The sequence below is a fragment of the Vibrio sp. V39_P1S14PM300 genome (genome assembly GCF_009904765.1).
Classification (GTDB): Bacteria; Pseudomonadota; Gammaproteobacteria; order Enterobacterales; family Vibrionaceae; genus Vibrio; species Vibrio proteolyticus.
The window spans coordinates 1-13,076 of record NZ_WXWP01000200.1 but is presented as its reverse complement, the minus strand read 5'-3'; the positions used below and the strand labels follow the sequence as shown (position 1 = coordinate 13,076).

Annotated in this window: 18 protein-coding genes; 14 read left to right on the top strand and 4 right to left on the bottom strand. The window is 50.3% G+C overall.

From position 1 onward, the window contains the following. Positions 1-83: 83 nt before the first annotated feature. The 6 genes from CAG65_RS10325 (at position 84) to rplI (ending at position 2,453) form a co-directional block, all read left to right on the top strand. Complete coding sequence (locus tag CAG65_RS10325; RefSeq protein WP_021707434.1) at positions 84-272, top strand: (2Fe-2S)-binding protein; 189 nt, start codon at positions 84-86, stop codon at positions 270-272. 70 nt (positions 273-342) lie between these two features. Beyond that, complete coding sequence (gene bfr, locus CAG65_RS10320; RefSeq protein ID WP_021707435.1) at positions 343-825, top strand: bacterioferritin; 483 nt, start codon at positions 343-345, stop codon at positions 823-825. A gap of 200 nt (positions 826-1,025) precedes the next feature. Then, a complete protein-coding gene (rpsF, locus tag CAG65_RS10315; protein WP_021707436.1) occupies positions 1,026-1,415 on the top strand; it encodes a 30S ribosomal protein S6 in 390 nt (129 codons plus the stop codon). A gap of 8 nt (positions 1,416-1,423) precedes the next feature. Beyond that, a complete protein-coding gene (priB, locus tag CAG65_RS10310; RefSeq protein WP_161453564.1) occupies positions 1,424-1,726 on the top strand; it encodes a primosomal replication protein N in 303 nt (100 codons plus the stop codon). Positions 1,727-1,742: 16 nt separating this feature from the next. Then, positions 1,743-1,970, top strand: coding sequence for a 30S ribosomal protein S18 (gene rpsR / locus CAG65_RS10305; protein WP_000090472.1), 228 nt, complete (start codon positions 1,743-1,745; stop codon positions 1,968-1,970). A gap of 33 nt (positions 1,971-2,003) precedes the next feature. Then, a complete protein-coding gene (gene rplI, locus CAG65_RS10300) occupies positions 2,004-2,453 on the top strand; it encodes a 50S ribosomal protein L9 (protein WP_021707438.1) in 450 nt (149 codons plus the stop codon). Between the two features lie 71 nt (positions 2,454-2,524). Here rplI and CAG65_RS10295 read toward each other — a convergent pair whose 3' ends face one another. Beyond that, entirely contained in the window at positions 2,525-3,286 is a 762-nt protein-coding gene (locus tag CAG65_RS10295) for a porin (protein ID WP_161453563.1), read from the bottom strand. Positions 3,287-3,458: 172 nt separating this feature from the next. Here CAG65_RS10295 and CAG65_RS10290 point away from each other — a divergent pair, with 172 nt between their 5' ends. The 3 genes from CAG65_RS10290 to CAG65_RS10280 are packed head-to-tail and all read left to right on the top strand — an operon-like array spanning position 3,459 to position 7,145. Next, positions 3,459-4,865 carry a replicative DNA helicase gene (locus tag CAG65_RS10290; protein WP_021707440.1) on the top strand — a complete coding sequence of 469 codons (1,407 nt, stop codon included), beginning with the start codon at positions 3,459-3,461 and terminating at the stop codon, positions 4,863-4,865. Between the two features lie 13 nt (positions 4,866-4,878). After that, positions 4,879-5,961, top strand: coding sequence for an alanine racemase (gene alr / locus CAG65_RS10285; RefSeq protein ID WP_161453565.1), 1,083 nt, complete (start codon positions 4,879-4,881; stop codon positions 5,959-5,961). Beyond that, on the top strand, positions 5,958-7,145 hold the full coding sequence (locus tag CAG65_RS10280; RefSeq protein ID WP_161453562.1) for a BamA/TamA family outer membrane protein: 1,188 nt from the start codon (positions 5,958-5,960) through the stop codon (positions 7,143-7,145). The genes alr and CAG65_RS10280 overlap by 4 nt, the downstream gene beginning before the upstream one ends. On the opposite strand, the gene CAG65_RS10275 is transcribed toward CAG65_RS10280, so the two are convergent. Then, on the bottom strand, positions 7,142-7,567 hold the full coding sequence (locus tag CAG65_RS10275; RefSeq protein ID WP_161453561.1) for a secondary thiamine-phosphate synthase enzyme YjbQ: 426 nt from the start codon (positions 7,565-7,567) through the stop codon (positions 7,142-7,144). The two genes, CAG65_RS10280 and CAG65_RS10275, sit on opposite strands and share 4 nt — an antisense overlap. A 290-nt stretch (positions 7,568-7,857) precedes the next feature. On the opposite strand from CAG65_RS10275, the gene pgi reads away from it, so the two are divergent. Next, complete coding sequence (gene pgi, locus CAG65_RS10270) at positions 7,858-9,510, top strand: glucose-6-phosphate isomerase (protein WP_161453560.1); 1,653 nt, start codon at positions 7,858-7,860, stop codon at positions 9,508-9,510. 63 nt (positions 9,511-9,573) lie between these two features. Here pgi and CAG65_RS10265 read toward each other — a convergent pair whose 3' ends face one another. Beyond that, positions 9,574-10,035: a chemotaxis protein CheX gene (locus CAG65_RS10265; protein ID WP_021707445.1), complete on the bottom strand. Its 462-nt coding sequence runs from the start codon at positions 10,033-10,035 to the stop codon at positions 9,574-9,576. A gap of 21 nt (positions 10,036-10,056) precedes the next feature. Then, a complete protein-coding gene (gene zur / locus CAG65_RS10260; RefSeq protein ID WP_174377451.1) occupies positions 10,057-10,506 on the bottom strand; it encodes a zinc uptake transcriptional repressor Zur in 450 nt (149 codons plus the stop codon). 463 nt (positions 10,507-10,969) lie between these two features. Between zur and CAG65_RS10255 the strand changes: the two genes are divergently transcribed. The 4 genes from CAG65_RS10255 to pspG all read left to right on the top strand — a co-directional run bounded on the left by CAG65_RS10255 (position 10,970) and on the right by pspG (position 12,993). Continuing rightward, entirely contained in the window at positions 10,970-11,209 is a 240-nt protein-coding gene (locus CAG65_RS10255; protein ID WP_161453559.1) for an MFS transporter, read from the top strand. A 100-nt stretch (positions 11,210-11,309) separates the two neighbouring features. Further along, a complete protein-coding gene (locus tag CAG65_RS10250; protein WP_161453558.1) occupies positions 11,310-11,462 on the top strand; it encodes a hypothetical protein in 153 nt (50 codons plus the stop codon). A 153-nt stretch (positions 11,463-11,615) separates the two neighbouring features. Continuing rightward, the gene (gene dusA / locus CAG65_RS10245; protein WP_161453557.1) at positions 11,616-12,620 is read left to right on the top strand and encodes a tRNA dihydrouridine(20/20a) synthase DusA; all 1,005 of its coding nucleotides are present in this window, start codon (positions 11,616-11,618) and stop codon (positions 12,618-12,620) included. A gap of 163 nt (positions 12,621-12,783) precedes the next feature. Beyond that, a complete protein-coding gene (gene pspG, locus CAG65_RS10240; RefSeq protein ID WP_021707450.1) occupies positions 12,784-12,993 on the top strand; it encodes an envelope stress response protein PspG in 210 nt (69 codons plus the stop codon). Positions 12,994-13,076 lie beyond the last annotated feature (83 nt).

Sequence of the window (13,076 nt, the reverse complement as noted above, 5' to 3'; positions counted from 1 at the left end):
CTTAAATGCAGCTCGATCTAACTGGTAATAAGAACGATTCTTTTTTATATTTCTGGTCACGCAATAGATTCAAGGTAGTCAGTATGTACGTTTGTTTGTGTCACGGTGTCTCAGATAAAAAAATCCGCAAACTTGCGCTGGAAGAAGGCATCTCCGATATTCGTGGTATCAAACGTTGTACAGCACTGGGTTCTCAGTGTGGAAAATGCGTTAGACAGGCGAAGGAGATCCTCAACGATACGGTTGTGACTCAGTTTAAACAGGCCAGTTAATCGCCACGACATTTTTGACACCTTCTCAATTGGTTCTACAGTTATAAGAGCCAAAGAGGAGGTTTTTGTCATGAAAGGCGATCCCATCATTATTCAACATCTCAATAAAGTGCTCGGCAATGAGCTGGTAGCCATCAACCAGTATTTTCTGCATGCCCGTATGTATAAAGACTGGGGCCTGAAACATCTGGCGGATAAGGAATACCACGAGTCCATCGACGAAATGAAGCACGCGGATCATTTGATCGAGCGAATTCTCTTTCTGGAAGGGCTACCAAACCTACAGGATCTGGGCAAGCTGATGATTGGCGAAGATGCCCAGGAAATGCTGGAATGCGATCTCAAGCTGGAAATGGCCGCAATTCCGGATCTGAAAAATGCCATCGCGTACGCAGAAGACGTTCATGATTATGTCTCACGAGATCTGTTCCAAGACATCTTAGAGGATGAAGAGGAACATGTTGACTGGCTGGAAACTCAGCTTGGCCTGATTGAAATGACCGGAATTCAGAATTACCTTCAAGCTCAGTATGTCGACGAAGACGACGATTAATCCCCCTTTCTATCCCGCGCTTTGCCAGCCTTCCTGACCTCGGGAAGGCTGTTGTGTCCAGAGTCACATTTCGCTTGCTTCAGATGGTTTCTTTCTGTACTATTCGTGCTCCTTAAACTCAGTCAATTATCTTTAGTTCCTTGCTTCCTCTGGATGACTGAGCCAATTGTGGAAGCTGAATAATCCGTAAGGAGCAACCCATGCGTCATTACGAAATCGTATTCATGGTGCACCCAGATCAAAGCGAGCAAGTTGCTGGCATGATCGAGCGTTACACTGGTTCTATCACTGAAGCTGGCGGTAAAGTACACCGTCTGGAAGACTGGGGCCGTCGTCAACTGGCTTACCCAATCAACAAGCTTCACAAAGCTCACTACGTTCTGATGAACGTTGAAGCTGACCAAGCTGTAATCGATGAGCTGGAAACTGCTTTCCGTTTCAACGATGCAGTGCTACGCAACATGATCATGCGTACTAAAGCGGCTATCACTGAGCCTTCAATCATGCTTAAGCAAAAAGAAGAGCGTGCAGAGCGTGCTCCTCGTCGCGAAGAGCGTAGCGAAGCTAAGCCAGAAGCAGCTGCTGAGTAATTAATCTTATGACCAATCGGATGGAGTTGAGCGGCACTGTTGCGAAACCTCCAATTCGAAGCCAAAGCCCCAGTGGCATTGCACACTGTCGATTCTGGTTAGAGCACCGCTCTACGGTTATCGAAGCTGACTTTCCGAGACAAGTTTATTGTCGTATGCCGGTTGTGGTCAGCGGGGATAGGTCACAAGCATTGACTCAGAATTTAGTACCAGGCAGCAGCATTAAGGTAAGTGGCTTTGTCGCTTATCAGACCGGCCGGAATGGTGTGGGAAAATTAGTGCTTCATGCCGACAACATTACTCAAATTTAAGATCAGGAGATAGCCCATGGCTCGTTTCTTCCGTCGTCGTAAATTCTGCCGTTTCACTGCAGAAGGCGTACAAGAGATTGATTACAAAGACGTAGCAACTCTTAAAAACTACATCACTGAAGCTGGTAAAATCGTACCTAGCCGTATCACTGGTACAAGTGCTAAGTACCAGCGTCAACTAGCGCGTGCTATCAAACGTTCACGCTACCTGGCTCTACTACCGTACACTGACAAACATCAGTAATCGGTTCGTTTTATTAAGAAAGAGGATTAAACAATGCAAGTTATTCTACTTGATAAAATCGGTAACCTAGGTGGTCTTGGCGATACTGTAAACGTTAAATCTGGTTACGCTCGTAACTTCCTTATCCCTCAGGGTAAAGCAGTTATGGCAACAAAATCTAACGTTGAAATGTTCGAAGCTCGTCGCGCTGAACTGGAAGCAAAAGTTGCTGAGCAACTGACTGCTGCAGAAGCTCGTGCTGAGAAAGTGAACGCTCTGGAAGCGGTTGTTATCGCATCTAAAGCTGGTGACGAAGGCAAACTGTTCGGTTCTATCGGTACTCGTGACATCGCTGACGCAATCACTGCAGCTGGCGTTGAAGTAGCTAAGAGCGAAGTTCGCCTACCTGAAGGTGCTCTGCGTACAACTGGTGAGTTTGAAATCAACGTTCAACTTCACTCTGAAGTATTCGCAGCAGTTACTCTACAGGTTGTTGCTGAATAATTTTTTAGTCTCAGGACTAGAAAAGAAAAACACCGGCGTCAGCCGGTGTTTTTTTATGTCTGAAGAAAATGTTAAAAGATAAACAGCAAGTTGACTGAAAAAATACTGTCCGCCTTGCTCAGTCCTTCAGGCACACGGTCGTGATAAATCCGATCGTGGGACAACTTGAGCGCGATGTCTTCGGTGATGTTGTTGATGATATTGATATCACTTTCCAGACTGGTGTTGCTGCGACCGGCCACCGCGGTCAGTTCGGCTTCAAAGCGCAGTGTATCCAGCGCCTGCCACGCAGTATTGATTTTGCCGCGAAATATCCCTTCTTCGACGATATTCGGAAAGACAATGTCGTCGTCGTCAATTTCATCCAGGTTGGGTTCCTGATAGCGATAACCCGGACCGGCTTCCACTTCCAGTACAAACGCGTCGGTATTGGCAAACTGGTAACCCAGACCGCCCGACAGGGTATAGTCCTTGAAATAGGCGCTGTAGCGAGAGTCGACCCCTTTAAAGCTGCCGTACAGGTAGGTTTTCTTACTCAGTTTGTAGTCGGCCTGTGCTGAGTAATTCGACTGGCGTTTATCCTCTTCGCCATCTTTATACACCTGATAATATTTCCACTCGCCGTTGATACGGTAAGGGCCGGAGGTGTATTGCGCACTCAGGCGCGAGTTGAGCGATTCGGAATCGGTATTTCCTGAGTGAGATTGATAGCCAAACTCGACTTCCGTATCCCAGGGTGATGGCACTTCAATGTCTGACTCGGATGGGGTTGCTTCCTCAGCGTGAACCGACGCTGCGATCAGGCTTAAGCCTAAAAGCCAGAATTTTTGCACGAAGTACCTCTGAGTAGTGACATGAATGAGCGCATGGTAAGTCGACCGATCTTAAGGTGAGTCAACAAAAGGTTAATTCTACATAAGAAAGGGACAATCTGTCCCTAACTTAATTACAAATCTTGTATTCTGGTTATAATGGGCGGTTACGAAATAGTGGTTGAGCAGAAGCATGGCTGATTACAGAAACGAACAGAGAACTCGCAAAATTCAGGACGCGCAGGTCGACGCGATCAAAGTACCGCCGCATTCACTGGAAGCGGAGCAATCGGTAATTGGTGGCCTGTTGCTGGACAACGAACGCTGGGATTCGGTTGCAGAACGTGTTATGACCCAGGATTTCTACAGTCGTCCGCATCGCCTCATTTTTGATGCGGTAAAGTCGATTCTGGAAGACAGCAAACCGCTCGACCTGATCACTTTGTCGGAATACCTGGAGCAGCGCGAACAACTGGATGATGTTGGGGGATTTGCGTACCTGGCGGATCTGGCTAAAAACACCCCGAGTGCGGCCAACATCAATGCGTACGCCGACATTGTAGCGGAACGTGCGCTGGTGCGCAGTCTGATCAGTGTGGCGAACGAGATCGCCGATGCCGGTTACGATCCTCAGGGACGCAGCTCGGAAGATCTGCTCGACCTAGCCGAAAGTAAAGTGTTTAAAATCGCCGAAGATCGAACCAATGAGAACGAAGGCCCGCAAAACGTCGATAACATCCTGGAAAAGACCCTCGAACGTATTGAGCTGTTGTACAAGTCGCCGCAGGATGGCGTGACCGGGGTGAACACCGGCTTTATGGATCTCAACAAGATGACCGCCGGTCTGCAAGGTTCAGATCTGGTGATTGTCGCAGCGCGTCCGTCGATGGGTAAAACCACGTTTGCGATGAACTTGTGTGAAAACGCGGCGATGGAGCAAGACAAACCTGTGCTGATCTTCTCTCTGGAGATGCCATCGGAACAGATCATGATGCGTATGCTGGCGTCTTTGTCGCGGGTTGACCAGACCAAAATCCGGACCGGTCAGCTGGACGATGAGGACTGGGCGCGAATTTCTTCGACCATGGGCATCCTGATGGAGAAGAAGAACATGTACATTGATGACAGCTCCGGTCTGACACCGACCGAAGTGCGGTCTCGTGCGCGCCGTATTGCGCGTGAGCACGGTGGATTGTCGCTCATCATGGTCGACTACTTGCAGTTGATGCGAGTACCGGCGATGTCGGATAACCGTACCCTGGAGATCGCCGAGATTTCCCGCTCCCTCAAAGCGTTGGCTAAAGAGCTGAATGTGCCGGTGGTGGCGCTGTCTCAGCTGAACCGCTCACTTGAGCAACGGGCAGACAAACGACCGGTAAACTCGGACTTACGTGAATCTGGCTCTATCGAGCAGGATGCCGATTTGATCATGTTTATTTACCGTGACGAAGTGTACAACCCGGACAGCGCATTAAAAGGCACCGCCGAAATCATCATCGGCAAGCAGCGTAACGGTCCGATCGGCTCCGTGCGTCTGACTTTCCAGGGACAGTGGTCCCGTTTCGATAACTACGCGGGTCCGGCGTTTGATGATGAATAATGCGATGAGTTATATGAAAGCCGCCACTGCGTGTGTGGATCTCAAAGCCCTGCAGCATAATCTGGCTCAGATTAAACGACGCGCACCGCACAGCAAAGTGATGGCGGTGGTGAAAGCCAATGGTTATGGCCACGGTCTGCGTCATGTGGCCAAGCAGGCCAGCGGTGCGGACGCTTTTGGTGTCGCGCGAATTGAAGAAGCCCTGCAGTTGCGAGCGTGTGGGGTGGTCAAACCCATCCTGTTGCTGGAAGGGTTTTACTCGCCGGTCGATTTACCGGTGCTGGTGACCAACAATATCCAGACGGTAGTGCATTGCGAAGAGCAACTGGCCGCTTTGGAGCAGACCAGTCTGGAAGCGCCGGTGGTGGTATGGCTGAAAATCGACAGTGGCATGCACCGTCTCGGGGTTCGCCCGGAACAGTATCAGCAGTTTGTCACCCGTCTGAAAGCCTGCCCGAATGTAGCGAAACCGCTGCGTTACATGAGCCATTTTGGTTGTGCTGATGAACTGGATAAAGCCACCACCACCGAGCAGACAGAACTGTTCCTATCGCTGACTAAGGGGTGTGAAGGTGAGCGATCGCTGGCGGCATCAGCAGGCTTGCTGGCCTGGGACGACAGTCATCTCGAATGGGTGCGTCCGGGCATCATCATGTATGGCGTATCACCGTTTAACGACAAAGATGCGCAACAGATGGGTTATCAGCCAGTAATGACCCTCAAATCTCACCTGATCGCCGTGCGTGATGTCAAGCAGGGCGAGAGTGTGGGTTATGGCGGGATCTGGACTAGTGAGCGAGACACTAAGATTGGGGTGATCGCGATTGGTTATGGCGATGGTTATCCCCGCACGGCGCCCAATGGTACGCCGGTGATGGTCAATGGCCGCCGGGTGCCGATTGCCGGTCGGGTGTCGATGGATATGCTGACCGTCGATCTCGGACCGGACGCGACCGATAAGGTCGGCGATGAAGCCGTGCTGTGGGGCAATGCTCTGCCGGTTGAGGAGGTGGCGCAGCACATTGGCACCATCGCCTACGAACTGGTCACCAAACTGACCTCCCGGGTCGAGATGGAATACACCGACCAGGCATGAAGACATTTACCCTGTTAACGCTGGCTATTTTTGCCAGCGTTTTTGTGTCTGCGCCAGCCCGAAGTCAAGAGAAAGACCGTGCGATGGTGCCGTTCTTCTTTTCCACTGACACCTTGGGGACCACCTTGGGTTTAGCTGGGGTCGCCAAAGGCGTGGGACAGAAACAGGCTGCCTTGTTTGGGATGGGGCTCTATTCCGAAAAAGACAGTTATATCGGTTACTTTGCGGCTTTAAACTACGCTCTGCACGACACTCTGTTGGTCAATACCCAGATGTATCAGGCGCGCTACAACGACACTCCGTATTATCTGGCTGATCAAGGTCGCAACGACTCTTCGATTGACGATGCCACACTGACGAGTGGCCTGGAGAGAAAATATCAGCTTGAGCTGCGGTTTCTTTTACCCTGGGGGTTGGTCGAGCAGCAGGGGATGGCGGGCTTGTTTCGCCCACAGCGTTCGGTGTCGACGGCCTCCCCGTTGGATTCCGGCGTGTCGTCCGTGAAGCTGATGCCCTTCTATTCGTCTCGTGCGCTGGAGCAGGGTACTCAAAGCGACAGCACCACGGGTCTGAAACTGACGTTTGACTGGGACAACCGTAACAATCCGCGCAACGCCACTCAGGGCTCCCAGACATCGTTGGCGATCACCTCCGGAACTGGAGAGACGAGTCACCCTTGGGTTAAGTGGGAGCTGGAAAACAGCCAGTTTTTTTCCTTCGGACCACTGGGTAACTGGTTTAAGCAACAGGTGTTGGCACTGGATTTCTATACCGCCGATACGCCGAGTTGGGAACATTGTGATAATACTGCGTGCGCCCGGCCGCCAGAGCAGGAGCAAGTCCGGTTAGGTGGGTTGTATCGCCTCAGAGGTTATAGCGGGGGGCGGTACCACGATCGCGCCGCAGTGCACTATTCGCTTGAATACCGGGTGTTACCCGAATGGCAGCCGCTCAACGACATCCCACTCATTAACTATTACGATATGCCCTGGTGGCAATGGGTGCTGTTTGCCGATGTTGGCCGGGTGGCCGATGAGTACGATTTGCAAACCCTTCATCAGGACATGCGGTGGAGTGTCGGTGGCGCAATCCGTTTTCAGGTTGAAGGTGTGGTGGTTCGCGCCGAGCTGGCAAAAGCTGCCGATGAAGACAGCTTTCGAGTGATGATCAACCAGCCCTTTTAAACGGTTTCTCCCTGCAATGTGGCAATGATACGGCGTTGGCCACCATGGTTGCGGTGCTCACCGAGATAAATTCCCTGCCAGGTCCCCAGCGCCAGTTGTCCCTGACTGAGAGGAATCGTCACGCTGGCGCCGAGAAGCGACGCTTTGATATGCGCAGGCATGTCATCGTCGCCTTCGTACGTATGCTGATAATACGACGCACGTTCAGGAACGAACTGATTAAAATGCACCTCCATGTCCATCCGCACTGTGGGGTCGGCGTTTTCATTCAGCGTTAAACTGGCCGACGTGTGTTGAATGAATAAATGTAATAATCCCACAGAAACTCGTCGGATTTCTGGCAATTGTTGTTCAATTTCATCAGTGATCAGATGAAACCCTCGCGGCCTGGCGCGCAGGTGCAGGGTCTTTTGGCTCCACATATCCGGCTTCCTTGATATTCTCATTGGCAAAACTTAGCTAAGACGTTAAGGTGTTGGCCTTTATCATCCGGTGCTTTCCAATAGCATAATCGGTTTACGTGACTTATCTCAATGATGGTGTCACAGGGCTGCGTCATAATGACAGTCTGAAAATTAATTACAAAGACAAGTGGCCTGCCTGCGGGGAGGCGACGAACAGTTTCTTTTTGCTAAATCGGGGATTCTGCAATCCGGCGAGAAACAGCTAGGATTAGTGGAATGAAACCTACAGTCACATCGGGATACTGACCATGTTGAAAAATATCAATCCAACGCAGACACAAGCGTGGCAAGCGCTGACTGCCCATTTCGAATCCGCTCAGGATATGGATCTGAACGCGCTGTTTGCTCAGGATGCGGATCGTTTTAACAAGTACTCTGCGCGTTTCGGCTCAGACATTCTTGTCGATTACTCTAAAAACCTGATCAACGAAGAGACGCTGAAACAGTTGTTTGCGCTGGCGGATCAGACGGAACTGAAATCAGCGATCGAAGCGATGTTCAGCGGTGAAGCGATCAACCAGACCGAGGGTCGTGCGGTATTGCACACCGCGCTGCGTAACCGCAGCAACCGTCCGGTGATGGTTGATGGCGAAGACGTGATGCCGGCAGTGAACGCGGTACTGGAAAAAATGAAAGCTTTCTCGGAGCGTGTGATTGGCGGCGAATGGCAAGGCTATACCGGTAAAGCGATCACGGATGTGGTGAATATCGGTATCGGTGGTTCGGATCTGGGGCCTTACATGGTGACGGAAGCGCTGGCGCCGTATACCAACCATCTCAACATGCATTTTGTTTCGAACGTCGATGGAACGCACATTGCGGAAACGCTTAAGGCGCTCAATCCGGAAACCACGCTGTTTTTGATCGCATCAAAAACGTTTACCACACAGGAAACCATGACCAATGCGCACACTGCGCGTGACTGGTTCCTGGCGGCAGCCAGCGATGAAGTGCACGTAGCAAAACACTTTGCGGCGCTGTCGACCAATGCGGATGCTGTGTCTGAGTTTGGTATTGATACCGCGAACATGTTTGAGTTTTGGGACTGGGTCGGCGGCCGATACTCATTATGGTCGGCGATCGGTCTGTCGATTGTTCTGGCGATCGGTTACGACAACTTTGTGGCGCTGCTGGAAGGTGCGCACGAGATGGATCAGCATTTCGCCAGCACGGAGTTTGAACACAATATTCCAGTTATCCTGGCGTTGATTGGTATTTGGTACAATAACTTCCACGGCGCGGAGTCAGAAGCCATTCTGCCTTACGACCAATACATGCACCGTTTTGCGGCTTACTTCCAACAAGGCAACATGGAATCCAACGGGAAGTACGTCGACCGTGACGGCAACCCGGTGACCTACCAGACCGGTCCAATCATCTGGGGTGAACCAGGCACCAACGGCCAGCACGCGTTTTACCAGTTGATCCACCAGGGAACCAAACTGATCCCATGTGATTTCATTGCTCCGGCAATCAGTCACAACCCAACGGGTGATCATCACCAGAAACTGATGTCAAACTTCTTTGCCCAGACAGAAGCTCTGGCATTCGGTAAATCCGCTGAAACTGTGCAAGCTGAACTGGTCAAGGCGGGTAAGTCAGAGCAGGAAGTGGCGGCGCTGGTGCCATTTAAAGTGTTTGAAGGCAACCGTCCGACGAACTCGATTCTGGTTAAAGAAATCACGCCACGCACGCTGGGTAACCTGATCGCGATGTACGAGCACAAGATTTTTGTTCAAGGCATGATCTGGAATATCTTCAGCTTTGACCAATGGGGTGTGGAGCTGGGTAAACAGCTAGCGAACAATATCCTGCCTGAGCTGGCTGACGATGCTGCGATCTGCTCGCACGACAGTTCAACCAACGGTTTGATCAATGCGTTTAAAGCCTACCGTGCGTAACACGGTGTGATGAGACAATAAAAAAGGTTGGCCGAGGCCAACCTTTTTTGTTGCTGCGAGCGTTTATTCGAAACAGATTTCAATAAACGCATTACCCCACTGCGAGGCAAAAGGCATAATGATGATTGCCCCTTCACATTTGTGACGAATGGTGTGGCCCTTGCCCGAAACCACCACTGGGGTGGCCATTTCGAAATCGAAACCACTTTCGGCTAGGATACGCTTTGCGCCTCCGGTGACCATGTTAGTGATTTCACCGACCATATCCGTTACTTCTTCATTCAGACCATTCGGGCGTTCACCCAACATGTTCTGCATAATTTCCAGCGCCAAGCCTTCATCAAATGTAATCGACATTGAACCACGAGTTTGCTGACCAACCATGCCAATCAGGCCGGAAACGTCACCGCGGGCAATTTCGTCTTTCTTCACACGAGGTTTCTGGGGTTTTAGTTCCAGAGAAGCCATCGTTTTCAGGACATTCAGCAGAGATGCCAGAAACGGGTTAACAAATTCAGCACGCATAACTTTCTTCTATCTATTCTTTCATTCCGAACAACACGAATCACAGACGCCATGAGTTTCAATAACGTGATTCGAGAAATGGAATCCGTGTTGCTCCGCGTTCTCTGTCAGCAAGGCTATCAGACTATCATTTTGCAGTTCAATAACGTTGCCACATTTGTCACAAATCAACAGATGAGAAAAGTGCTTGTGAGCGTTGCACGAAGCGCACGAGATAAAGCTGTTGGTGGATTCCACACGATGAATAAAGCCCTGCTCAAGCAGAAAATCGAGTGCCCGGTATACCGTCGGAGGTTTAGCCTGTGGCTCACTCTGTTTTAATTCTTCCAGCAGTTCGTAAGCGCTGGAGGCCTTTTTACTGGAGCAGATTAACTCAAACACCCGTTTGCGCTGTGTGGTCAGGCGAACGCCTCTTGACGCACAGATCTCTTCGATTTGTTGTATCAGTCTTTGGTTCAAATTCATCACCATAACCATCGGACTTGCCTAATACTATAACATTTCTCGATGGATTTGTTTTCTTCCGCTGTCATTCACGACATTTCGTCAGTGTACCCTGACGTGCACATCACAGGGCATACGTTACCTTATCTCGGTTAAAAACGATACTGATAAACCTGTCCCTCCTGGTGGTTGGGCCGATGGGTACGAGGTGACGGGATAAACTTCAGTGTCTGTTCAGCTTGAATAGTAAATAGAACATAGTAGGCCAAAAAGTCTTAATGTTATGAATAAAAAGAAGTAATTTCTATTTGTACAGCTTAACCAGCATTTGGAACATGATGATCTAAATGCTGACATAAAACTGGTGGAGTGCCGTTGCTCGCGACAGCGAACTGGCGCTTGTGGCGGGACTGGGAGGCATGCAACTGTCGTCCTGGATCGCGATAGGCTATCTGATCGCGAGTGATTCTTCTTACCCATATATTGGCAAGTGGCGTTTGGGAAATCAGCGGCGGATGCCGGGCTATTAATGATCCCTATGTCGGTGGGTGTGATTTCAGGCTCCTATTTAGCGGGTAAGGGGATTGCGCGCACCGGGATCCCGGAATGGAATCCGGTGGTGGGAATGACATTCAGCAGCGTGATGTTTCAGTTGATGGGATCAGTGCATGAACATATGTGGTTTTTGAGCGTGATCGCATGCGGTTTGGTTTGGACCTGGGTACAGTGATGCTTTCGACGCAACTGACCGTACAAACCGTGGGAGGGCGAGAACACCTGGGACGGTGATGTTCGGGACACTGGTGTACTCTATGTGGCCAGGGTTCAACGTGAGCAGTTCCATCGAAGAGCCGTTGACTATGCCAAAAGCGGCGGTAATGCAGGCATTTCAGACCGGTTATCTGGTCGTGGTGACTGCCGCATTGATCACCGCGCTGATTGCCAGTACGGCACCTTTGGTCCGTCTGCCAGAGCGCACTTAAGACGGCGTATTTTCCCTGACGCTTGCCTGTGTGTATAATCCGCCACTTCTCTTGAAATCATTACCGTTAAATTGAGGTGACACCGAGGCACACGCTCAGAAGCCGCGGAAAAGGCAAACGGTAATGTGGGATCACAAAAGGTGAGGTAAATCAGTGTCTAAACCTGATACGACAAACGAATTTGTAATGCAGCGATTTAGCGTTGCTCCGATGCTCGACTGGACAGACCGTCATTGTCGTTACTTCCACCGTTTGCTGTCGTCGCAGACGTTGTTGTACACCGAGATGGTGACAACCGGTGCGATCATTCACGGTAAAGGTGACTTTCTCAAGCACAGTGAGGAAGAACATCCGGTGGCGCTACAACTGGGTGGTTCCAACCCTCAGGATCTGGCGACGTGTGCGAAATTGGCGCAAGAGCGTGGTTACGATGAAATCAACCTCAATGTGGGCTGCCCATCGGATCGGGTGCAGAACGGCCGTTTTGGTGCTTGTCTGATGGCTGAGCCTCAGCTGGTGGCCGAATGCGTGGCGGCGATGAAAGAGGTGGTCGACATTCCGGTGACGGTCAAAACCCGCATTGGTATCGATGAGCAGGATTCGTATCTGTTTCTGACGGATTTTGTCTCTACTGTTTCTGAGCAAGGCGGTTGTGAACAGTTCACCATCCATGCCCGTAAAGCATGGCTGAGTGGTTTGAGTCCGAAAGAAAACCGCGAGATTCCGCCGCTCGATTACCCGCGTGCATATCAGTTAAAACAAGATTTTCCTCATTTGATCATCGCACTGAACGGTGGGATCAAAACGCTGTCGGAATCACAGCAGCATCTGGAACATTTGGATGGTGTTATGGTTGGGCGTGAAGCCTACCAGAACCCGTATATTCTGGCGGAAGTGGATCAGCAAATTTTTGGCCTGAATACGCCGGTGAAAAAGCGTCGCCAGATCGTGGAAGAGATGTATCCGTACATTGAACAGCAATTGGCACAGGGGGCGTATCTTGGTCATATTACCCGTCATATGCTGGGGTTGTTCCAGAATATGCCAGGGGCGCGTCAGTGGCGACGCTACATCAGCGAAAACGCGCATAAACCCGGCTCTGGTATCGAAGTGGTGGAAGCGGCGCTGGCCAAAATCCCAGCCGAGCTGGATGTGTAAATTTCGCCATTAGTGAGTGGTGAAATTCACTTTATCGATGATGGGCGAAGCATATCAAAGTGCTTCGCCTTTTTTATTTCTATAAATAACAAGGTGATAGCTTATTTTATCAAACTGGCACGTAATCTGATTGGTCTTAAACAACAACGACAGGAGAATAATGATGTTTGAGTTGATTTTTGTACTGGTGTTTATGGCTACATTATTGGTAACCGGAATGACGCTCGTTAGTGTGCTGGGCGCGATTGTGCTGGCGTTTGTAGTGATGCTTGCCCTGGGGATGGTGGGTATTTTTATCAAATTGATCCCTTGGCTGATTGTGATTGGTGTCGGTTATTGGTTTTTCAAAAATGTCGTCTACCAGCCTCGTTAACCCAAGTAACGTTGGTTTGAATCCCCCCACCCAAGCATCTCTTAAAACACCACAGAATTAGTGGTGCTTTTTTATACCATATA

Bases quoted from the DNA above. Each gene is read 5' to 3' on its own strand.
- CAG65_RS10280 (WP_161453562.1), top strand. From the start codon at position 5,958: ATGAAGACATTTACCCTGTTAACGCTGGCTATTTTTGCCAGCGTTTTT.
- rpsF (WP_021707436.1), top strand. From the start codon at position 1,026: ATGCGTCATTACGAAATCGTATTCATGGTGCACCCAGATCAAAGCGAG.
- zur (WP_174377451.1), bottom strand. From the start codon at position 10,506: ATGGTGATGAATTTGAACCAAAGACTGATACAACAAATCGAAGAGATC.
- priB (WP_161453564.1), top strand. From the start codon at position 1,424: ATGACCAATCGGATGGAGTTGAGCGGCACTGTTGCGAAACCTCCAATT.
- rpsR (WP_000090472.1), top strand. From the start codon at position 1,743: ATGGCTCGTTTCTTCCGTCGTCGTAAATTCTGCCGTTTCACTGCAGAA.
- CAG65_RS10275 (WP_161453561.1), bottom strand. From the start codon at position 7,567: ATGTGGAGCCAAAAGACCCTGCACCTGCGCGCCAGGCCGCGAGGGTTT.
- alr (WP_161453565.1), top strand. From the start codon at position 4,879: ATGAAAGCCGCCACTGCGTGTGTGGATCTCAAAGCCCTGCAGCATAAT.
- CAG65_RS10265 (WP_021707445.1), bottom strand. From the start codon at position 10,035: ATGCGTGCTGAATTTGTTAACCCGTTTCTGGCATCTCTGCTGAATGTC.
- bfr (WP_021707435.1), top strand. From the start codon at position 343: ATGAAAGGCGATCCCATCATTATTCAACATCTCAATAAAGTGCTCGGC.
- CAG65_RS10325 (WP_021707434.1), top strand. From the start codon at position 84: ATGTACGTTTGTTTGTGTCACGGTGTCTCAGATAAAAAAATCCGCAAA.
- CAG65_RS10290 (WP_021707440.1), top strand. From the start codon at position 3,459: ATGGCTGATTACAGAAACGAACAGAGAACTCGCAAAATTCAGGACGCG.
- pgi (WP_161453560.1), top strand. From the start codon at position 7,858: ATGTTGAAAAATATCAATCCAACGCAGACACAAGCGTGGCAAGCGCTG.
- rplI (WP_021707438.1), top strand. From the start codon at position 2,004: ATGCAAGTTATTCTACTTGATAAAATCGGTAACCTAGGTGGTCTTGGC.
- pspG (WP_021707450.1), top strand. From the start codon at position 12,784: ATGTTTGAGTTGATTTTTGTACTGGTGTTTATGGCTACATTATTGGTA.